This is a genomic window from Polaromonas sp. P1_F2 (assembly GCF_056405735.1).
The window spans coordinates 410,035-430,313 of sequence record NZ_JBFUBN010000003.1; the positions used below are offsets into that span (position 1 = coordinate 410,035).

Genomic DNA, 20,279 nt, shown 5'->3' on the forward strand with positions numbered 1-20,279 from the left:
TCGCCTGTGGGCGGATTTTCCGCCAGGCCGCCAGAACCGGAGCGGCGATTTACACAACGTAACGCAGGCCGCGAGCGGCCTGCGAACTTTGTACTTAGCGGCTGTGCTTGCCGATCAGGTCGGCGTGATTTTCGCGGTCTTGATAATCCGGCTCCAGCGGTCTATTTCGCTTTTCAGGAAGCGGCCGAACTCTTCTGAACCCTTTTGTGAGACACGAAAGCCTTGCTGCTTGGCGCGCTCTTCCACTTCCGCGCTGTACATGATCTTGATCATCTCGCGTGAGAATTTATCCACGATGTCATCCGGTGTCTTGGCCGGGAGCATGGCTCCCGTCCAGTTTTCGACAAAGAGGCCAGTCATACCGGCCTCGAAAGCAGTCGGGACATCAGGCACCCCCGGGTGCCGGCCCAGACTGCAGATCGCGATCGCGCGCAGTTTTCCACCTTTGACGTGAGCGATCGATTCCGGATAGTTGGAAAAAATCACGTCCAGCTGGCCACCGATCAGGTCGACCATCGATGGCGCGCCGCCGCGGTAGGGCACATGGATCATCTTCGTTTTGTTCAACTCGCAGAACAAGGCCATGGTCAGGTGTGCCGGAGTACCGTTGCCGCTCGAGCCCGCGCTCAACTGCTTGGTTTTAGACACCGCCATCAGGTCCTTGAAGTCCTTGATGGGACTGGCAGCGGGAACAACCACAAGCATCGGCGAATTGGCCAGCAGGGCGACCGGGCGCAGGTCCTTGGTGAAACTGTAAGCCGCATTGGGATAGAGAGACACGTTCGCGGCGTGCGTCAACGTGATGGCCAGGATGGTATTGCCGTCGGGCGGTGATTTGGCGACCAGTTCGGCGCCGATCTGCGCGTTTCCGCCGGCCTTGTTTTCGACAATCACTGAAGTTTTCCACGCTTCAGACAGCTTTTGGGCGACCGTTCGGGCCATCATGTCGGTCAGGCCGCCAGGCGTGAACGGGACTACATACTTGATAGTGCTGCCCGGTTTGGGAAAGGCCTGTTGAGCCATCCCAAGGCCCGGAACGCCTGTGAGGGCTGCACCTGCTGATGCCAATACGATGTCGCGACGTTTCATGCCTACTCCTGTTGATTGAATAATTGTTAACCCACTAACTGATCCAACTGTGATTTGAGTGCGTCGGGAATGTTGAGTCCCGTCTGTAGTGCTTTCGTTTCGAGTGCGAGACGCCGCGCGCCGGCCAGGCGTACGCCGTCATCCAGCAGCATTTCGGCGATCACGGTTTCCATGCGTTCAAAATAAGTGTCTGTGCCTGCAAGCGCGCCCGGGTCAATCAGGATGAAAGCCTGACCGATGCGCGGCTGATTACCTTCATCGACAAAAAACGATGATGCCTCAAAAGCAAACTGCGCGCCAATCAGGGCTGTCACCAACAGCTCCACCATCAGCGCCAGCATGGAACCTTTGGGGCTGCTCACGGCACCCAGCGGCAGCATGGAGCCCTCCAGGGCCGCCTGTGCGTCCGTTGTGGGCCGGCCTTGTGCATCCAGCGCCCAGCCCAGCGGAATGGCCTTGCCTTCCTTGGCCGCAACCATGACCTTGCCGCGCGCCACTTCGCTCAGTGACAGGTCAATCAACAGGGGGTCGGCATTCCTGCGGGGAAACGCTGCGGCAATCGGGTTGGTCCCAAAGACGGGGTGCTTGCCGCCCGCCGCCGGCATGGCTGCCGGTGCATTGGCAAAGCCCAGTCCCACCAGGCCCGCATCGGTTGCGGCGCGCAGATGGTCCACCAAGACGCCGCAATGGTGGCTGTTAGTCACCCCGACAAAACACACGCCCAGTTCCCGGGCGGTCGTGATGGCTGTGGAGATTGCCAGGTCGCAGGCGGGAAAGGCGAGGCCCTGCCTTGCATCCACCAACACGGCCGCACCTTTTTTGTGCGCCACGACGGCCACGGCATGGCCGTCTGCCCGGCCGTTGCGAAGATGGGTGGCGTATTGCGGCACGCGGCTTAAACCGTGCGAAGCGAGCCCTTGCGCTTCGGCGCGAACCAGTGCTCTCGCGGTGGCGGCCGCCATGGCCTCCGCCGCGCCCGCCTTGCGCAGCGCCTGCGTGGCAAGACGGCTTGCTTCCTCAATAGACAGTTGGACCATTACTTCAGGTTCTCCAGCACCTTGTCCGCGATCATGAACGATACGCGTTCATTTGATTGCATGCTTACACCCGAAATGTGTGGTGTAAGCAACAGGTTGGGGCAACTTTGCAAGGCCGCGCTCACCGGCAGGGGCTCGACGTCGAACACATCGATGGCCGCACCGCCCAGGTGCCCCGACCGCAGTGCCGCGCTGACAGCTGCGATGTCCACGATGTGGCCGCGCGATGTATTGATCAGCACGGCCCCTTTTTTCATCTGGCCGATGCGTGCCGCGCTGAACAGCCCGCGCGTCGTATCAACCAGGGGCACGTGCAATGTGACGGCATCCGCATTGCTGATGAGTTCGTCCAGCCCCGCATAAGGAACGCCGGCTTGCGCGAAGACGGGCGCATCGGGCGCCAGCATCGCGTCGTAAGCGATCACTTGCATGCCGAGGCCGTGCGCCAGGCGCGCCGTGGTCTGGCCTATGGAGCCGAAGCCTATGATGCCCAGCGTCTGCCCCGCGGTTTCGCGCCCGCTGCCCAGTGCCGCCCGCGGCCACTCGCCGGCGGCAACCGCCGCGCTGGAAGCAAAGGCGCCTCGCAGCAGCAGCATGGTGCTGGCGATCACGTATTCGGCCACGCTGAGCGCATTGGCGCCGGTGGCTGGGATCACCTTGATGCCTTTGGCCTCGCAGGCCGGCACGTCGATGTTGTCCAGGCCTACGCCGAGCCGGCCCACCACCTTGCAGCGCGTGAGCGCGGCCAGCAGCTCGCCGCGCACCTGCGTCAGGTTGCGCACGACCAGCGCATCGGCCGTCGCCGCCTCGGCCCGCAAACGCGCGGCATCGCCGACCAGCTGCGGGTCGTAGAACACATCGTGTGCCGCCTCAAGCCGCGCCACGGCGCGCTCGTCCATGAATTCGCAGATGACAATGCGCGCCATGCGTCCTCCGCGTTCAGGCTGATTCGAACAGGCGCGTCAGCACGAACTCCCGATGGCCAAGCGCTTCAGCCGCGGTCAGGCGGCCGTTGGCCGTGCGCAGCATGTTCTCCAGCAGCTTGTCGCCGGCCTGGTCCAGCGTGATCTCGCGCTGCAGCAGGCCCGAGGTGTCCACGTCGATGTGTTCGCTCATCAGTCGCACGGTGCGCGGGTTCGAGCAGATCTTGATCACCGGAACGATGGCGTTGCCGATCACATTGCCCTGGCCCGTGGGGAAGAAGTGCACGGCATAACCGGAGGCGGCGCACAAAGTCACCATCTCGGCGGCGGCGCTGGACGAATCCATGAACCACAGGCCGGGGTGCGTGGGCTTCTCGGCCTTGTCGATGACGCCGTCGACCGTGCAGACCTTGCCGATCTTCTGGATGTTGCCCAGGGCTTTTTCCTCGATGGTCGTGAGGCCCCCGGCGATGTTGCCCTTGGTCGGCTGCGAGTCGGACAGGTCGCTGGTCTTGTGGCGGTTGATCATGTCCTGGTAGCGGTTGAACATGAACATGAACTGGTCGCGCACCGCGTCGCTGGCGCAGCGGTCGGCCACGATTTTTTCGCCGCCGGTGATTTCCGAGGTCTCGCCGAAGCACAGGTAGTTGCCTAACGGGTGCAGTTTGTCGAAGGCGTTGCCCACCGTGGGGTTGGCGCCGCAGCCGGACGTGGTGTCGGACTCGCCGCACTTGGTGGAGACCCAGAGTTCGGAGATGCCGCAGACCTCGCGCTGCTTCTCGCTGGCCCACTGCACGTATTCGCGCGCCGCCTTGGAGGCCTTCATGATGGTTTCGTGGTCGCCGTGGCCTTCGATGCCGAAGCCGATCACCGGCTTGCCGGTGGTCGCGATGCCGTCAACCACCTTCTTGGTCCAGCTGTCTTCAATACCGATCACCACCACGGCCGCGACGTTGGGGTTGCAGCCCGCGCCTATCAGCGTGCGGAAGTGCAGCTCCAGGTCGGCGCCGAACTGCAGGCGGCCGTAGGGGTGCGGGATCGCCATGCTGCCCTTGATGTTGTGGGCCACGGCTTCGGCCGCCGCATTGGACAGGTCGTCCAGCGGCAGGATGATGACGTGGTTGCGCACGCCGACTCGGCCGTTCTCGCGGCGATAACCCAGGAAGGTGGTGTCTTTGTTAATCACTGACATAAAAAATCCTTAAAAAGTAACTTGGATTGATGGTGCACCCGGCGTAGCGAGCGGGCCGCAGGCAAGGCGCAAACCGCAGACGGGCTACTGCCCGGCGAGGATTTGCAACGCAGCATCCCGCCCGCGCAGTAGCCAGGCAAGCCATCAACTACCAGCGTTTGGTTTTGATGTTGTGCACATGCGCATGCTGGCCCGCCTTGATGTTGGCGACGACCTTGCCCATGTCGATGCCGTACTTCAGCACGGTGTCGCCGACGGCCATGTCCTTGAGCGCCACCTTGTGGCCTATGGGGATGTCCTGCTGGGCCTGCACGTTGATCATGCGGTCCTCGTCCATGATCCAGCCGGTCATGGCGGTTCCTGCTTTCACACCTTCCACCACCACAACGGCCACGGTGTCTTTGGCGTCATGCAATACAAAATGAATCATGGGTTCTCCATCAAGGGGCCTGGGTTAATTCGAACTGCCAGTTTTATGGACGCCCAGCACCTTGTCAATTGACTCATATATATGACTTGTACGACCCGGCCATCGGTGTTTCAATGGCGGCCGTGACCGAAAAAAAACTATCCACTCCCCTGCGCCCGCTGGCGGGCGGGGACACGCTGCCGCTGTACCGCCAAGTCAAGCGCGAACTGCAAAAGCTCATAGAAGCGGGGCACTACGGTCCGGGTAAACCCCTGCCCAGCGAAGCCGAAATCGCCGGGATTTTGCAGGTTAGCGTGGGAACCCTGCGCCATGCGGTGGACGAACTGGTGCATGAGCATGTGCTGGTGCGCAGGCAGGGCAAGGGCACTTTTGTGGCGCCCCACACCAGCGCACGCTTCATGTTCCAGTTCTTCCACGTGGAGCCGCGCTGGAATTTCGGCGATGACGACGATGCGGCGCATGACCGCGACTATCCCGAGATCGACTGCATCGCCTTTGCGCGAGAACGGGCGACCGAGCTCGAAGCCGGCGCCCTGCGCATCAAGGCCGGCGAGGCCGTGTTCAGGGTAGAGAACCGGCTCGCCTTGCGCGGCCGCGTGGTGATGCACGACAGGCTCTCGATTTCGGCGGCTCTCTTTCGCAACCTCACTGAAAAGCGCTTCGTCGAAAGGCCCAGCACGATTTACGCCCTTTACCAGACCGACTTCGGCATCACCGTGCTGCGCGCCCAGGAGCGCGCACGCGCGGCGGCGGCCGACAAGGCCACGGCCCGCGTGCTGGGCGTGGTGGCGGGCGCCCCGGTGATGGAGGTGCACCGGCTGGCCTTGACCTTTGGCGACAAGCCGGTGGAGTACCGCGTGTCGACCATCAACACTCAGGCACACGACTACGTCAGTGTGCTGTCCAAGAAAGCATGAGCATGGACCTTGTTTTTCTGCTCGCAAAAGCCCGGCTGGCCGGCATGGAAGCAGCCATCCGCATCAAGCAGGCGCGCGCCGCCCTGCAGCCGGCGGACGTCAGCCAGAAAGCACCCGGTGACTGGGTCACACGCTTTGACCGCGAGGTGGAAGAGGACCTGCAGGAAGCCTTGCAGCAGGCCCTGCCGGAGGGCCGCTTTGTCGGCGAGGAGGGCGGCGGCGAGTTGACGGACGCGCCCACCTGGCTGGTCGACCCGATTGACGGCACGGCGAACTTTGCGCGCGGCTATCCGCAGTACGCGGTGTCGATTGCACTCTGCGTGGGGCGCGAGCCGGTGCTGGGCGTGGTGGTCGATCCTTCGCGCGACGAAGTCTTCACGGCCGCGAACGGCCTGGGTGCGTGGCTGAACGGACAGCGCATCACTTGCGCCGGGCCGCACCTGCCGGGGCAGTGCCTGGTCGCCACGGTGTTTCCCAAACCCGGTGCGCCGTTCATGGACGACTACCTTGCCGAATTTGGCCGCGTGCTGAAGACCTTCGGGCAGGTTCGCCGTAGCGGCGCGATGGTGCTGGAGCTGGCCTATGTCGCGGCCGGCAGGGCCGATGCCTTCTGGGAGCGAGGCATGGGCGCCTGGGACGCGGCGGCCGGCGCGGTGCTGCTGCGCGAAGCCGGTGCCGTGATGCATGCGATGGACGGCCTGCCGCTGCTGGAAAGCCGCATGCTGGTGGCCGGCAGCCCGGCCGGCGCCGCCTTGCTCGAAGGCGTGCTCAATCACCCATGAGGCTGGCATCGCCTCGCTGATCTCTTCCTGATTATTTTGACTGGGTCCCGATGATTCTCAAATGGCGCTTGCAACTGGCTTCGTATTTCCCCGGTGTGCTGGTGTGCATGGTGATTGCGCTGGCGGCTACCTTCGTATCCGAGCATTACGGCGGGCCGCAGCTGCTGTATGCGCTGCTGATAGGCCTGGCTTTTCATTTCCTCAACAGCAACCCGCAGACGGCCAAGGGCATAGGTTTTTGCGGCCGTGTGGTGCTGCGTGTTGGCGTGGCCTTGCTGGGGGCGCGCATCACGTTTTCGCAGGTGGCCCATCTGGGCCTGGAGACTGCGGCGGTGATCGTGCTGGCCGTGCTGCTCACGATAGGACTGGGCCTGCTGCTGGCGCGCTGGCTCAAGTGCTCGCGTGACGAGGGCCTGCTCTCGGGCGGCGCGGTGGCGATTTGCGGCGCGTCGGCGGCGCTGGCGATTTCGTCCGTGCTGCCTCAGACCAAAGAGAACGAGCGCTTTACGTTGCTCGCCGTCGTGGGCGTCACGGTGCTGTCGACGCTGGCCATGGTGGTCTACCCCTTCAGCCTCCAGGCCATAGGCCTGCTGCCGGGGCAGGCCGGCATCGTGCTGGGCGGTTCCATCCATGACGTGGCCCAGGTGGTGGCGGCCGGCATGATGCTGGGCCCGCAGGCCGGCGACACGGCGACGGTGGTCAAGCTGTTCCGCGTCATGATGCTGATGCCCGTGGTGCTGGTGGTGGCGGTGATGTACCGCAAGCACCCGGCGGTGAAGGTGCCGGAAACCGAGGTGCCGCTGGTGCCGGGCTTTTTGCTGGCTTTTGTTGTGCTGGTGATGCTGGCCAGCGCCGGACTCATCAACCCGCCGCTGGTTCAGCTGGCAGGGGACGCCTCGCGCTGGATGCTGGTGACGGCGATTGCCGCCGCCGGCGTCAAGACCAGCTTCGAGGACCTGCTCAAGCTCGGCTGGAAGCCGGTCGTTCTGCTGGTCACGGAAACGGTGTTTATCGTGGTCTTTGTGGTGGCCGCGGTGTTGCTGCTGCGGCTCGGCGGCGCCTGAAAAGGTGCTTCAGCCCAGCAGGGCCTGCGCGAACTCGCGCGCGTTGAAGGTTTCCAGGTCTTCGAGCTGCTCACCGACGCCGATGAAATACACCGACACGGGGCGCAGCGCCGGCGAGGCCAGGGCGCGTTCGCGGGCCCACAGCGCGATGGCCGCCAGCACGCCACCCTTGGCCGTGCCGTCCAGTTTGGTCACGATGAGGCCGGTCAGCTGCAGCGTGTCGTCAAAGGCTTTGACTTGCGCCAGGGCGTTCTGGCCGGTGTTGCCGTCTATCACCAGCAATACCTCATGTGGTGCGGTGGCGTCCGCCTTTTGCACCACGCGTTTGATCTTGCGCAGCTCTTCCATGAGGTGCAACTGCGTTGGCAGGCGGCCGGCGGTGTCGACCAGTACCACGTCCTTGCCGCGCGCCTTGCCGGCACTCACAGCGTCAAAACTCACGGCGGCCGGGTCGCCGCCTTCCTGGCTCACGATCTCGACGGTGTTGCGGTCGGCCCAGACGCTGAGCTGCTCGCGCGCCGCCGCGCGAAAGGTGTCGGCCGCCGCCAGCAGCACCGAAGCGCCCTCGGTGGCCAAGTGGCGCGTGAGTTTGCCGATCGACGTGGTCTTGCCGGCGCCGTTCACGCCGGTCACCATGATCACGGTGGGCTGGTACTGGCCAATCACCAGTGGCTGCTCCAGCGGTTTGAGCAGTTGCGCGATGGAGTCCACCAGTGCGTTCTTGACGGCCACGGGGTGGGTCATGCCGCCTTCGCGCACCCGGCGCTTGACGTCGGCCAGCAGGTGTTCGGTGGCCTTGGTGCCGGCGTCGGCCATCAGCAAGGCGGTTTCCAGATCTTCGTAAAGCGCATCGTCGATGCGGCTGCCGGTGAACACGGTGGAGATGCTGGAGCCGGTCTTGCGCAGGCCGGCCTGCAGCTTGCCCAGCCAGCGCTCACGCTCCGGCGCGATGGCGCCCGGGACCGGAACCGGAATGGCGATGGGTGTGACCAGCGCGCTGCCTATCAACCCACCCCCGGCAGGCGCCGGCGCGGGGGCGGCCGCTTCTGCGCCGTCCGCAGCGGGCGGGGCGGCAGGGGCCGGAGAAGGCGCGGCGGCGGGGGGCGGGGATTTTTTCTTGAAAAAACTGAACATTGGGTATGCTTGCGGAGTCCTAGTGGGCTGTTGCACCATTGCGGGGCAACGTGCGGCGCCACCCAGCTATTCTATGAAACACCCCAGACAAACCCTTTTGACGCCCCCAGTACCCCTTTCCCACCCTGTTTTTCGCTTTCCCCGTGCCCCGGCCCTTCTGCTGGCGCTGTGCCTGGGGGGCACCGCCTTTGCGCAGGCCGCCGCCCCGGCGCCGGTGGAGAAATTCACGCTGGCCAACGGCCTCACGGTGATTGTCAAACCCGACCACCGCGCGCCCACGGTAGCGCACATGCTGTGGGTGCGGGTCGGTTCCATGGACGAGGTGGACGGCACCTCCGGTGTGGCCCATGCGCTGGAGCACATGATGTTCAAGGGCACGCCGACGGTGAAGCCCGGCGATTTTTCCAAGCGGGTTGCCGCGCTGGGCGGCCGTGACAACGCCTTCACCAGCCGCGACAGCACCGGTTACCACCAGCAGATTCCCGCCGGCAAACTTGAAGAGGTGATGCGGCTGGAGGCCGACCGCTTTGCCCACATGCAGTGGCCGGATGAAGAGTTCAAGCGCGAGATCGAGGTGGTCAAGGAGGAGCGCCGCCTGCGCACCGAGGATTCGCCGCGCGCCATGTTGTACGAGCAAGGCACGGCCATGGCCTTCATGACCTCGCCCTACCGGCGCCCTGTCGTCGGCTGGATGAGCGACCTGGACGCCATGACGCCGGCCGACGTGCGCGATTTCCACCGGCGCTGGTATGTGCCGGCCAATGCGGCCGTGGTGGTGGCGGGCGACGTGGAAGTCGCGCAGGTCAGGAAACTGGTCGAGAAATACTACGGCGGCATCCCCGCCCGGCCGGTGCCCGTGCGTAAGCCTCGCGATGAGCCAGAGCAGGACGGCCTGCGCCGCCTCGACTACAAGGCCCCGGCGAGCCAGGCTTACGTCGGCATGTCTTTCAAGGTGCCCAAGCTGGAGCCGGCCGACCTCGCGGATGCGGTCGCCGGCGTACCGGTTTCGCCGACGGCGGCGGGTAGCCGCGACGCTTTGGCACTGACCGTGCTGGCCGCGGTGCTCGACGGCTATGGCGGTGCGCGCCTGGAGCGGGCCCTGGGGCAGGGCGATAACCGGGTGTCCGACGGCGCGGGTGCCTCCAATGGCCTGATGGGGCGAGGGCCGCAGCTTTTTGTGCTCGACGGCGTTCCCGCGGACGGCAAGACCACCCAGCAGGTGGCCGAGGCCCTGCGCCGCGAAGTGGCGCTCATCGCGCGGGAAGGCGTGAGCGAGGCGGAACTCAAGCGCGTCAAAACGCAGTGGCTGGCCAGCGAGATCTACAAGCTCGACTCCGTCTTCAGCCAGGCGCGCGAACTGGGTTCCAACTGGGTACAGGGCTTGCCGCTGGACGGCAGCGAACGTGTGATTGCCGGCCTGCGCCGCGTCACGGCCGCTGAAGTGCAGGCGGTGGCGGCCAAATACTTCGGCGACGACCAGATGACCCAGGTCACCTTGCTGCCGCAGCCCGTGGATCCCAATCGCAAACCCCGCAAGCCGGCGCTCCCCATCCGCCATGACGGCTCCTGAACCCGACACCCGAATCCTCATGAACATCGCCACGACAAACAGGGCTCGCAGCTCTCTCACCCTCTGGGTTGCCGGCTTTTTTTGCCTGTGCCTGCAGGCAACGGCCGGCGCGGCCATCCCCATCCAGCAATGGACACAAGCGAACGGCGCGCAGGTTTATCTGGTCGAAAGCCCGGCCATCGCCATGCTGGATGTGCAGATCGATTTTGACGCCGGCACCCGGCGCGACCCGGCCGCCCAGGCGGGCCTGGCGAGTATGACCACGACCATGCTGGACAAAGGCGTGCATGCGTCCGGACCAGAAATATGCGGGGGGCTGTGCGCTTCAGAGCCGGCGCTTGACGAGAATGCGCTCAGTGAGGCCTGGGCCGACCTGGGGGCGCAGTTCGGCGCCAGCGCCACCGGTGAGCGCCTGGGTTTTTCGCTGCGCTCACTGACTGATCCGGAGCTGCTCGACAAGGCCGTGGCGCTTGCGGCGCGCCAGATCGCGGAGCCGTCCTTCCCCAACGCCATCTGGCAGCGTGAACGTGAGCGCATGGTGGCTTCGCTCAAGGAGTCCTACACCCGGCCTGGCAGCGTCATCGCCCGTGCCTACGCCAAGGCGGTGTACGGCACTCACCCCTACGGCTACGAAGTGACCGAGGCCACGCTGGCGCGCATCAGCGTGGCCGACATGCGCGCTTTCTACAGCGCCGGCGTGGTGGCTTGCCGCGCGCGCGTCAGCATGGTGGGCGCCGTGACGCGCGCGCAGGCCGATGCGATCGCGGCGCGCCTGCTGTCGCGCCTGCCGCAGGTGGCGTGCGCCGGCCTGCCGCCCTCGCCGGAGGTGGCCGAAGTGGCGCCGTTGGCCCAGGCCGAGGAAAAGCGCATCCCCTTTGATTCGGCGCAGGCCCATGTGCTGATAGGCCAGCCCGGCTTCAAGCGCGCCGACCCGGATTATTTCGCGCTGACCATCGGCAACTACATCCTGGGCGGCGGCGGGTTTGTCTCGCGCCTGACGCGGGAAGTGCGTGAAAAGCGGGGGTTGACTTACGGCGTTACCAGCTATTTCTCGCCCGGCCTGCATGCCGGCAGCTTCACCGTGAGCCTGCAGACACGGCCCGACCAGGCCGGCCAGGCGGTGAAACTGGCGCGTGAGGTGGTCAAGGACTTTGTCGCCGACGGCCCCACCGAGGCCGAACTGAAGGCCGCCAAGGACAACCTCATAGGCGGCTTCGCGCTGCGCATCGACAGCAACCGCAAGCTGCTGGACAACATCGCCAGCATCGCCTGGAACAAGCTGCCGCTGGATTATCTGGACACCTGGACGCAGCAGGTGGACAAGGTGACGGCGGCCGACATCAAGGCCGCCTTTGCGCGCAAGTTGCAGCCTGAGAAAATGGTCACTGTTATCCTCGGCGCCGCACCATGAAATACACCCCCGCACCCACAGAAACCCCCGCCGGCAAAAAACCGCGTCCCAAGGGCGGCAAGGTGGTGGGCCGCAAGACCGTGCCGCCCGGCGAAATCCGCATCATCGGCGGGCTGTATAAACGCACCAAGCTGCCGGTGCCCAGCAAGCCCGGCCTGCGCCCCACGCCTGACCGCGTGCGCGAAACCTTGTTCAACTGGCTGGGCCAGGACCTGACGGGCTGGCGCTGCATGGACGTGTTCGCCGGCACCGGTGCGCTGGGTTTTGAGGCCGCCTCGCGCGGCGCCGCCGACGTGCTGCTGTGCGAGCAGGACCCGGCCCTGGTGCTGCAGCTGAAGGCGGTGCAGGCCAGGCTCAAGGCCGATATGTGCCGCATCGAGCGCGGCGACGGGCTCAGTGCGCTCAAGCGCGTTTCTCCCGGCAGCCTGCAATTGGTGCTGCTGGATCCGCCCTTTGAATCCACCCTGTACGAATCCGCGCTGCAGGCCGCGGCGCGGGCTATAGGCCCGACCGGCCTGGTCTACCTGGAATCCCCCAAAGCCTGGACTGACGAGGAATTGCTGCCCCTGGGCCTCAAGCTACACCGCAACGGCAAGGCCGGCGCTGTGCATTTCCACCTGCTGGCCGGGCTGGGCGCGCCCGCGGCCTGATACCGTTCACGAGTCCGGCAGCCTTGCCTGCCGCGTGGTTACAAGAGGCCAGCCGGCTGGTTGCAGCGGTGGGGCGGGCATAATTCCAGCATGGCCACCCCGCGCATCGCTGTCTATTCCGGCACTTTTGACCCTTTCACGCTGGGCCATGGCGACGTGGTGCGCCGCGCGGCCGGGCTGTTTGACCAGATCGTCATCGCCGTGGCCGCGGCCCACCACAAGAAAACCCTGTTCTCGCTGGAGGCCCGCGTGGCGCAGGTACTGGCCGAAACACAGGGGATTGCCGGCGTGGCCGTGCTGCCTTTTGACGGCCTGATCATGGATTTTTGCGCGGCGCAAAAGGCCTCGGCCGTGGTGCGCGGCATCCGCAACCTGACGGATTTCGACTACGAGGCCCAGATGGCGGCCATGAACCGCAAGCTGCGCCCGCAGGTGGAAACCGTGTTTTTGCTGCCTGACGCGCCGCTGCAATGCATCAGCAGCACGCTGGTGCGCGAGATCAGCAAGCTGGGCGGCGACGTCGCCCAGATGGTGAGCCCCGCGGTGGCCTCGGCCCTCGCGGCCGCGCACCGGTCGGTGAAAGGAGGCTGAGCATGGCCTTGATGATCACCGACGAATGCATCAACTGCGACGTTTGCGAGCCTGAATGCCCCAACCAGGCGATTTACCTGGGCAAAGAGATCTACGAGATCGACCCGCACAAATGCACCGAATGCGTCGGCCATTTCGACGAACCGCAGTGCGTGCAGGTCTGCCCCGTGGCCTGCATTCCCCTGAACCCGCAGCACATTGAAACGCGGGAAACCCTGTGGGAAAAATACCAGCGCCTGCAGGCCGTGATTCCCATCATTGCAGCCCGTTAAGGGCTTGATCTTCAGTCTTCAGATTCGGGCTCGACGACCTTGCGCGGCGGCTTGGGCCGCGGCGGCGTGCTGGTGTGAATCATCATCGTGGCCTTCTCCATCTCACCCTTGAGCAGCTCCGGCACCGCCTTGAGGCAGCGGGTGATGCAGTCTTCAATGGCGATGCGGTGCTCGGCCGAAGGCTTTTTCAGCACCCAGTCGACCACTTCCGCCTTGACGCCGGGGTGGCCCACGCCTATGCGCAGGCGCCAGTAGTCGGGCGTGCCCAGCTGCGCATGGATGTCGCGCAGACCGTTGTGGCCGGCGTGGCTGCCGCCGAACTTGAGCTTGACTTGCCCCGGCACGATGTCCATCTCGTCGTGCGCCACCAGCACTTCCTCGGGCGCGACCTTGAAAAACCGCGCCAGCGCCGCGACCGACTTGCCCGATACATTCATGAAGGTCAGCGGCTTGAGCAGCCAGACGTTCTGGCCGTTCACCGTGATACGTGCAACCTGACCGTGATAACTCTTGTCGAGGCTGAGAGGGGCCTTGAGCTCTCGCGAGAGGGCGTCTATCCACCAGAAACCGGCGTTGTGGCGCGTGGCTTCGTATTCAGGGCCGGGATTGCCCAGACCGACGAACAATTTGATCATTTGGAGATTTCCATCCGCTCGATTCTAGGTGCGCATAGCCCGGCGTTTTGCGGAGGCTTGCGGTTCAGATTCGCCTTGGCAGAAAAACGGCCCTTGTCCCGCAAGAGGACAAGGGCCGTGGGCCTTTTCAGGCCTGCGCGTGAAGTGAATTACTTCTTGGCGGCAGGCTTGGCGGCGTCAGCCTTGGCGCCGGCTTTGGCTTCCTTGGCGGCGGCGGCCTTGGCGGCTTTCGGGTCCACCGGTGCGGCTGCTGCAGCGGCTGCTGCGGCATCGGCCTCGGCTTCGTCGGAAACGGCGGACACGGACACCAGAACCGGGTTTTCCTGGCCCTTGGCGACAAACTTCACGCCCTTTGGCAGCGTGATGTCCTTGACGTGCAGCGGCGAACCTTTCTTCAGGCCCTTCAGGTCGACGGCGATGAATTCGGGGATGTCGGCAGGGAAGCAGGAGACGGTCAGCTCGGTGATCACGTGGTTGACCAGGCAGTTCTCGGTCTTGACGGCCGGCGACTCTTCTTCACCGCTGTAGTGCACAGGCACCTTGACGGTCATCTTGGTCTTGGCTTCCACGCGCTGGAAGTCGATGTGCAGGATCTGCTGCTTGTACGGGTGCATTTGCAGGTCGCGCAGCAGAACTTTTTGTTCTTTGCCGGCCAGTTCCATCTCGAGGATGGAAGCATGGAACGCTTCTTTCTTGATGGCGTGGAACAACGCGTTGTGATCGAGTTCGATCAGCGTGGGTTCACCGGTGCCACCGTAAACGATACCGGGCGTGCGGCCCGTGATGCGGAGACGGCGGCTCGCACCCGTGCCCTGCTTTGCGCGCTCAAAAGCGACGAATTTCATAATCTTCTCCAAAAAGGGCAGGCCGCGACCAGCTCACCCCGACTTTAAAAAGCTGCCTGGATTCCGTGAAGCCTGAAGCTTCGCGGGCCGTGCAGCCGCTTTTTGTTTCAGGTCAGAACAGGTTGTCCTGGTCCGAAAACAAACTCATGACCGACTCTCCCTTGGCGATGCGCTGTATGGTCTCAGCGATCAGCGGCGCCACGGAGAGCTGGCGAATCTTCTTGCAGCCTTCTGCATTGGGGCTCAGCGGAATGGTGTTGGTGATCACCACTTCATCAAGCGCGTCGCCCTTGGCGATGCGGTCTATGGCCGGGCCCGAAAAAATCGGGTGCGTGCAATACGCGTAAACCTTCTTGGCGCCGCGCTCCTTGAGCACCTCGGCCGCCTTGACCAGCGTGCCGGCCGTGTCGATCATGTCGTCCATGATCACGCAGTTGCGGCCTTCGATATCGCCGATCACGTGCATCACTTCCGACACGTTCGCCTTGGGGCGGCGTTTGTCGATGATGGCCATGTCGCAGCCCAGCTGCTTGGCCAGCGCCCGGGCGCGCACCACACCGCCCACGTCGGGCGAAACGACCATCAGGTCGGCGTAATTCTTCTGGCGCAAATCGCCCAGCAGCACCGGCGACGCATAAATGTTGTCGACCGGGATGTCGAAAAAGCCCTGGATCTGGTCGGCGTGCAGGTCCATCGTCAAGACACGCGACACGCCCACGGCCTGCAGCATGTTGGCCACCACCTTGGCCGTGATGGGCACACGCGCCGAACGCGGACGGCGGTCTTGCCGCGCATAGCCGAAATACGGGATCACCGCGGCGATGCGCTCGGCCGAAGCCCGCTTCAGCGCGTCGACCATGATGAGCAATTCCATCAGGTTGTCGTTGGTCGGCGCGCAGGTCGACTGAACCACAAACACATCGCGAGCCCGCACGTTCTGCTGAATCTCTACGGTGACCTCACCATCCGAAAAACGACCCACATGGGCCGCACCCAGCGAAATGCCCAGGTGCTGGGAGATCTCAAGGGCCATGCTCGGGTTGGCATTGCCGGTAAAAACCATGAAGTCGGGATGGTGCGTTTGCATGTGGGGCCCAGCTGCTACAAGGACTTGAACGTGGCTGAAATTTCTGATCGAAGCAAAATACGCACGGGGACAACACGTAGCAACGGGGCTTGGCAGTGAGCGCCGCTTGCCTGCCGTGTTTCCAAAAACACACAGACCCGCTGATACACATCATGCGGGTCTGTCAGGAGTCATGCGGGCCCGCGCCGGGCGGGTCCGCAACACCGAGGCTGTGGCCCTCAGTCTTAAATTTGGCAGGGGTGGAAGGATTCGAACCTGCGAATGCCGGAATCAAAATCCGGTGCCTTAACCAGCTTGGCGACACCCCTACACAGGACAGTTGTTGTTGCCAACAACAGACCTATAACTTATTCATTTATGGTCGCTTGGAAACACATTTCGAGAGCGGTTATTTTACCAACCGGCCAAGGGATGCGCCTCCAAATTACCGCATTTTCGGACTTTCCAGCCCTCAGGCAATCCTGAGGTGTCCGGCAAATCCATTTCATGCGGCAGTTGCGCAAATACAGCACTTCCGGAGCCGGTCATGCGCCCTTGAAGATGTCTGCTTTTCAGCCAATCGAGCGATTGGCCAATCTGCGGGCACATCTCCTGCGCTACCGGCTGCAAGTCGTTGCGGCCGAATCCGAAATCAAACGATTTCGACTGGCCTTCAGCATTTGCAGCAAAGCCTTGGATTGTAGCAGTTTCTGTGTCGCGTTTGAGCCCGGGCGCGCTGAAAATACCTTGCGTGGGGAGCCCGGCCGCCGGTTTGACCACCAGGAAACGAGCCGACGGCAAGGCCAGCGGCGTGTTTTTTTCGCCTATGCCCTCCACCCAGGCATGGCCGCCCGAGAGGAAGAAAGGCACGTCGGCGCCCAGCGAAAGTGCCAGGGCGCGCAGTTCCTGCGGCGGCAGGCGCACGCCCCACAGCCGCTGCAGGGCCAGCAGGCAACTGGCCGCATCCGATGAGCCGCCGCCCATGCCGGCCTGTGAAGGAATCCGCTTTTGCAGGCCGATGTGCACGCCCAGCGAGGTGCCGCAGGCGGCTTGCAATGCCCGGGCGGCCCGCACCGCAAGGTCGTCCGCGGGCAAAGCTTCTACCGCGTGGCCGTCCGTTTCCAGGTCCTCCCGGCTGATCCGGCCATCTGTGCGCAACTCAAAGTGCAGGGTGTCGCACCAGTCGATCAGCATGAAAACGGACTGCAGCAGGTGGTAGCCGTCCGGCCGGCGGCCGGTAATGTGCAGAAAAAGATTGAGCTTGGCGGGTGCCGGCACGTCATACAGGGCCTTGAGCGGCGGCACGGTGCCTGAGGCGGGAGCGATGGAGGTCATGAAAAAGAGCGAAGGCCGGGCAGGGCGGCGGAGTAATTACTGGTCAAGCACGACACGCAGGTCGGCCTGCGGTGCCGGTTGGGTCCTTTTGGCCGAAATGCGGCCTTCCTGGTGGCGCGAAAGGTCGGCTGACCAACCGGCGGCAGCGGCATTGTCGCCGCGCAGCCAGGCAAACAGCGCATCTATCGGCACGGCAGCGCCCGTGGCCTGGGCCATCAGTTCGTCGACGGAGGCAAAACGCTGGACTTTGCCGCCGCCCGAGTCCAGTACCGCTTCGCCGGGCGACCAGCGCAGCACGCCCAGCACATTGCCCAAGGGACTGATCAGCGTGAGTTCACCGCGGTCGGCCCGGCCTTTGAGTTCGAAGCTGGCTGAAAAAGACTGCGCCGGCTCGCTCTGCACCTGCAGGCTGATGCGACCAGTCCAGAAATCGTTTTTCAGCCCATCCTGGGCTGTTGCCCTGGGCATCTGCGCGCAGCCGGCAACGAAAAACACGGTGAAGAGGGTTGCAAAAACAAGGGCCAGCCGGGCCAGGCGCATATGGAGGGTGAGCGGCAAGATGGATGTCCCGGCTTACAGCTTCACGCGCAGGCGCTTGAGCGTTTCCTGCAGCGTTTCGTTCTCGGGATTGAGCAATCGGCCTTCTTTCCAGATGGCAATGGCGCGGTCGCGCTGGCCCATGGCCCATAGCACTTCGCCGAAATGCGCGGCGATCTCCGCATCGGGTTTGGCCTTGTAGGCCGCCTCGAAGATCTGCGCGGCTTCTGCCTTGTTGCCCAAGCGGAATTCCACCCAGCCCAGGCTGTCCCGGATAAACGGGTCGGCGGGGGCAAATTCCAGCGCCTTGCGGATCAACTCGCGCGCCTCGGGCAGCCGCACGCTGCGATCGGCCAGCGAGTAGCCCAGGGCGTTGTAGGCGTGGTGGTAATCGGGCTTGAGCTGGATGACCTTGCGCAGCAGGCTTTCCATCTCATCGAGCTTGCCCAGCTTTTCGGCCATCATGGCCTGGTCGTAAATCAACTCGGTTTCTTCCGGCGCCTTCACCAGCGCCTCGGCCAACACCTTGTGGGCCAACTGGTACTGCTTGAACTCGCGCAGCAGGGACACTTCCGCATTGAGTTTGACCCTGGCCTCGGCCGGGTTGCGCTCGGGCAGCTTGCGGATCAGCTGGCGGCCCTCGTCGAGCTTGCCCTGGCTGGCCAGGATGGAAGCGCGACGGGTCTGCGCCAGCGCCAGGTCGGAGGCGTTGTCAATCTTGGCCAGCCAGCTTTCCGCCGCGGCGTAATCCTTGCGTTTTTCCGCAATTTGCGAGAGAGACAAATAAGCCTGGGCCAGGCCGCGGTTGCGTTCGCCTTCGGCAGTCTGTTGCTGCGCCAGGCCGACATAGCGCTCCAGCGAGCTTTGCGCCTGCGCCAGCTGGTTGTCCTGCAACTGCAGGGAACCCAGCACCAACCAGCCTTCAGGGAGGTCGGGCTTGTCGCGCGTCACGACCTGCAACTGGGCGGAGGCCTCGGCATAACGCTGGGCGTCCAGCAGCGCCCGGGCATAACCCATCCTGATTTCAGGCATGGCTTTGGGGTTGCCTTCGAAATAATTGCGGACCACGGTTTCGGCTTCGGGCAGCTTGGGGTCCATCAATTCAAGCGCCACCAGCGCCGGGCCTTCGGCGCGCGGGGCGGTGGCCTGGCCGCGCCGGGCTGCGGCAAGCGCGCCGCTGGCATCGCCCGCGGCCAGGCGCATGCGCGCGACGGTGGTCCAGGCGGCGCCCGCGGTGGCGGGATTGCCCAGGTAGTCAGCCAGGGCCTCTTCCACCACGGTGCTGGCCAGTTTTTTGTCTGTTGCGCGGGCATACACGCGCGGCACAGCCGCCAGGACGGACGGCCGCTCCATATCCGGGGCCAGTTTGATTTCGGTTTGCAACGGCTCCACCGTGTCGGCAATCCGGTTGAGCGCCACCAGGATCTGCAGCACGTAACGGTTGGCTTCGCGCGAGGTGGGTTGGTCCTGCTTCCAGGCCCGGGCCGACTGCAGGGCGGCGTCGCCCGAGCGCGACTGCAGGGCGATGTCAGTGGCGCGCTGGTAAAGCTGGGCGTCGCCGGTTTTCCGGGCGGCATCCAGCATGAGTGCGAAGCCGGCGGCGGGCTCGCCGTCCTGCAGGGTCATTTCACCGACCAGCAGTTGGTAAAACAGGGCGCTGTCCAGAAGCGAGGACGGGGTGGATTCCTGCGCGGCCTTGGCTTCGACCAGTGTGGCGGGCGCGGCGGAAACCGGCTCGTCGGTCTGCGCCAGGGCCAGGGGTACGACAAACCACAGGCCGCTGAGGGCAAGGCCGGCAAGGCCGGCAAGGCCAGATTTTTTCTTCATCGAACCATGATAATTGATGCTTCCGGGTCGCGCTCCCGCTTTACCCTGCCGCCTTGAAAGCTTTTGTGGCCGGCCTTGCGTGCTGCCGTGAACCGTCCCCTGCGCCAGCTGACCGGCGCCCCTAACTGCCATCCCTATGCCTGAACTGCCGGAAGTCGAAGTCACCCGCCTGAGTTTTGCGGACCGCATCGCGGGCGCGCGCATCGAGCGGGTCGAAATGGGCAAACCCCTGCGCTGGCCCTTGGGCTGCCAGCCGCGCCAGCTGGTCGGCCGGCAGGTGCTCGCGGTTCGCCGGCGCGGCAAATACCTGTTGGTGGACTTGAGCGACGGCCTGTTGATGATCCACCTGGGCATGTCCGGCAGCGTGAGTTTTGGCACCGGCCTTCCCGCGCCTGGCAAGCACGACCACTTCGACATGGTGACCAGCCTGGGAACCCTGAGGCTTAACGACCCGCGCCGTTTTGGTGCGGTGGTCTATGCCGGCGGCGAAAACACCCCGGCTGCGCAAAAGTTGCTCGGCCGCCTGGGCGTGGAGCCGCTCAGCGACGCGTTTGACGCGGCCGGCTTTCACCAGGCGCTCAAACTGCGGCAAGCGCCCATCAAACAAGTCCTGCTGGGCGGTGAGGCGGTGGTGGGCGTCGGCAATATTTACGCCTCCGAGGCCTTGTTCCTGGCGGGCATACGGCCCACCACGCGGGCCAGCCGCATCAGCAAGCCGCGCGCGGCGCTGCTGCACGCGGCCATTCGCCAGGTGCTGGCGCAGGCTGTTACAAAGGGCGGCAGCACCTTGCGGGATTTCTCGAATGCCTGGGGCGAATCGGGCTATTTCCAGCTCGAAGCCATGGTCTACGACCGGGCCGGCCAGCCTTGCCGGGTGTGCGCCGCGCCCGTCAAAAGCATCCGCCAGGGCCAGCGCTCGACTTTTTATTGCGCGACCTGCCAGAAACCTTGAACCCGGATACGTAGAGGCGC

At 64.3% G+C, this 20,279-nt stretch carries 21 protein-coding genes and 1 tRNA gene; 9 read left to right on the forward strand and 13 right to left on the reverse strand.

The genetic code is table 11. The features are described 5' to 3' along the window. Positions 1–114: 114 nt before the first annotated feature. The 5 genes from AC1D0O_RS08905 to AC1D0O_RS08925 form a co-directional block, all read right to left on the reverse strand. On the reverse strand, positions 115–1,089 hold the full coding sequence (locus tag AC1D0O_RS08905; RefSeq protein WP_477653170.1) for a Bug family tripartite tricarboxylate transporter substrate binding protein: 975 nt from the start codon (positions 1,087–1,089) through the stop codon (positions 115–117). A 26-nt stretch (positions 1,090–1,115) separates the two neighbouring features. Further along, positions 1,116–2,126, reverse strand: coding sequence for an Ldh family oxidoreductase (locus AC1D0O_RS08910; protein WP_477653171.1), 1,011 nt, complete (start codon positions 2,124–2,126; stop codon positions 1,116–1,118). Continuing rightward, positions 2,126–3,052, reverse strand: a complete 927-nt coding sequence (locus tag AC1D0O_RS08915) for a hydroxyacid dehydrogenase (protein ID WP_477653172.1) — start codon at positions 3,050–3,052, stop codon at positions 2,126–2,128. The genes AC1D0O_RS08910 and AC1D0O_RS08915 overlap by 1 nt, the downstream gene beginning before the upstream one ends. A 13-nt stretch (positions 3,053–3,065) precedes the next feature. Beyond that, complete coding sequence (locus tag AC1D0O_RS08920; protein ID WP_477653173.1) at positions 3,066–4,241, reverse strand: UxaA family hydrolase; 1,176 nt, start codon at positions 4,239–4,241, stop codon at positions 3,066–3,068. A gap of 148 nt (positions 4,242–4,389) precedes the next feature. After that, entirely contained in the window at positions 4,390–4,671 is a 282-nt protein-coding gene (locus AC1D0O_RS08925; protein WP_007862870.1) for a UxaA family hydrolase, read from the reverse strand. A 68-nt stretch (positions 4,672–4,739) separates the two neighbouring features. On the opposite strand from AC1D0O_RS08925, the gene AC1D0O_RS08930 reads away from it, so the two are divergent. From AC1D0O_RS08930 to AC1D0O_RS08940, 3 genes are read left to right on the forward strand one after another with little or no spacing between them, the layout of a single operon-like run. Next, on the forward strand, positions 4,740–5,588 hold the full coding sequence (locus tag AC1D0O_RS08930; RefSeq protein ID WP_477653174.1) for a GntR family transcriptional regulator: 849 nt from the start codon (positions 4,740–4,742) through the stop codon (positions 5,586–5,588). Between the two features lie 2 nt (positions 5,589–5,590). After that, the gene (locus tag AC1D0O_RS08935; RefSeq protein ID WP_477653175.1) at positions 5,591–6,370 is read left to right on the forward strand and encodes an inositol monophosphatase family protein; all 780 of its coding nucleotides are present in this window, start codon (positions 5,591–5,593) and stop codon (positions 6,368–6,370) included. A gap of 50 nt (positions 6,371–6,420) precedes the next feature. After that, positions 6,421–7,434: a YeiH family protein gene (locus tag AC1D0O_RS08940; RefSeq protein WP_477653176.1), complete on the forward strand. Its 1,014-nt coding sequence runs from the start codon at positions 6,421–6,423 to the stop codon at positions 7,432–7,434. A 9-nt stretch (positions 7,435–7,443) separates the two neighbouring features. Here the strand turns inward: AC1D0O_RS08940 and ftsY are convergent, their stop codons facing one another. Further along, positions 7,444–8,568, reverse strand: a complete 1,125-nt coding sequence (gene ftsY, locus AC1D0O_RS08945; protein WP_477653177.1) for a signal recognition particle-docking protein FtsY — start codon at positions 8,566–8,568, stop codon at positions 7,444–7,446. 73 nt (positions 8,569–8,641) lie between these two features. Here ftsY and AC1D0O_RS08950 point away from each other — a divergent pair, with 73 nt between their 5' ends. From AC1D0O_RS08950 to AC1D0O_RS08970, 5 genes are all read left to right on the forward strand, one after another. Continuing rightward, a complete protein-coding gene (locus AC1D0O_RS08950; protein ID WP_477653178.1) occupies positions 8,642–10,138 on the forward strand; it encodes a M16 family metallopeptidase in 1,497 nt (498 codons plus the stop codon). Next, the gene (locus AC1D0O_RS08955) at positions 10,125–11,549 is read left to right on the forward strand and encodes a M16 family metallopeptidase (protein WP_477653179.1); all 1,425 of its coding nucleotides are present in this window, start codon (positions 10,125–10,127) and stop codon (positions 11,547–11,549) included. The genes AC1D0O_RS08950 and AC1D0O_RS08955 overlap by 14 nt, the downstream gene beginning before the upstream one ends. Continuing rightward, on the forward strand, positions 11,546–12,199 hold the full coding sequence (gene rsmD / locus AC1D0O_RS08960) for a 16S rRNA (guanine(966)-N(2))-methyltransferase RsmD (protein WP_477653180.1): 654 nt from the start codon (positions 11,546–11,548) through the stop codon (positions 12,197–12,199). Before AC1D0O_RS08955 ends, rsmD begins: the two co-directional genes overlap by 4 nt. Positions 12,200–12,289: 90 nt before the next feature. Then, positions 12,290–12,790 (forward strand): pantetheine-phosphate adenylyltransferase, encoded by a 501-nt coding sequence (coaD, locus tag AC1D0O_RS08965; protein WP_477653181.1) that lies wholly within the window; start codon positions 12,290–12,292, stop codon positions 12,788–12,790. A 2-nt stretch (positions 12,791–12,792) separates the two neighbouring features. Continuing rightward, positions 12,793–13,062, forward strand: a complete 270-nt coding sequence (locus tag AC1D0O_RS08970; protein ID WP_477653182.1) for a YfhL family 4Fe-4S dicluster ferredoxin — start codon at positions 12,793–12,795, stop codon at positions 13,060–13,062. Between the two features lie 11 nt (positions 13,063–13,073). Here AC1D0O_RS08970 and pth read toward each other — a convergent pair whose 3' ends face one another. From pth to AC1D0O_RS09005, 7 genes are all read right to left on the reverse strand, one after another. Then, a complete protein-coding gene (gene pth, locus AC1D0O_RS08975; RefSeq protein ID WP_477653183.1) occupies positions 13,074–13,697 on the reverse strand; it encodes an aminoacyl-tRNA hydrolase in 624 nt (207 codons plus the stop codon). 149 nt (positions 13,698–13,846) lie between these two features. Beyond that, positions 13,847–14,542 carry a 50S ribosomal protein L25/general stress protein Ctc gene (locus tag AC1D0O_RS08980; protein WP_477653184.1) on the reverse strand — a complete coding sequence of 232 codons (696 nt, stop codon included), beginning with the start codon at positions 14,540–14,542 and terminating at the stop codon, positions 13,847–13,849. 112 nt (positions 14,543–14,654) lie between these two features. Then, positions 14,655–15,629: a ribose-phosphate pyrophosphokinase gene (locus tag AC1D0O_RS08985; protein WP_477653185.1), complete on the reverse strand. Its 975-nt coding sequence runs from the start codon at positions 15,627–15,629 to the stop codon at positions 14,655–14,657. Positions 15,630–15,860: 231 nt separating this feature from the next. Next, a tRNA-Gln gene (locus AC1D0O_RS08990) sits at positions 15,861–15,937 on the reverse strand. Positions 15,938–16,022: 85 nt separating this feature from the next. Further along, positions 16,023–16,943, reverse strand: a complete 921-nt coding sequence (gene ispE, locus AC1D0O_RS08995; RefSeq protein WP_477653186.1) for a 4-(cytidine 5'-diphospho)-2-C-methyl-D-erythritol kinase — start codon at positions 16,941–16,943, stop codon at positions 16,023–16,025. Positions 16,944–16,979: 36 nt separating this feature from the next. Further along, positions 16,980–17,501 (reverse strand): outer membrane lipoprotein LolB, encoded by a 522-nt coding sequence (locus AC1D0O_RS09000; RefSeq protein ID WP_477653187.1) that lies wholly within the window; start codon positions 17,499–17,501, stop codon positions 16,980–16,982. Between the two features lie 15 nt (positions 17,502–17,516). Then, positions 17,517–19,307, reverse strand: a complete 1,791-nt coding sequence (locus AC1D0O_RS09005) for a tetratricopeptide repeat protein (RefSeq protein WP_477653188.1) — start codon at positions 19,305–19,307, stop codon at positions 17,517–17,519. A gap of 136 nt (positions 19,308–19,443) precedes the next feature. On the opposite strand from AC1D0O_RS09005, the gene mutM reads away from it, so the two are divergent. Beyond that, positions 19,444–20,259, forward strand: a complete 816-nt coding sequence (gene mutM, locus AC1D0O_RS09010) for a bifunctional DNA-formamidopyrimidine glycosylase/DNA-(apurinic or apyrimidinic site) lyase (protein ID WP_477653189.1) — start codon at positions 19,444–19,446, stop codon at positions 20,257–20,259. Positions 20,260–20,279 lie beyond the last annotated feature (20 nt).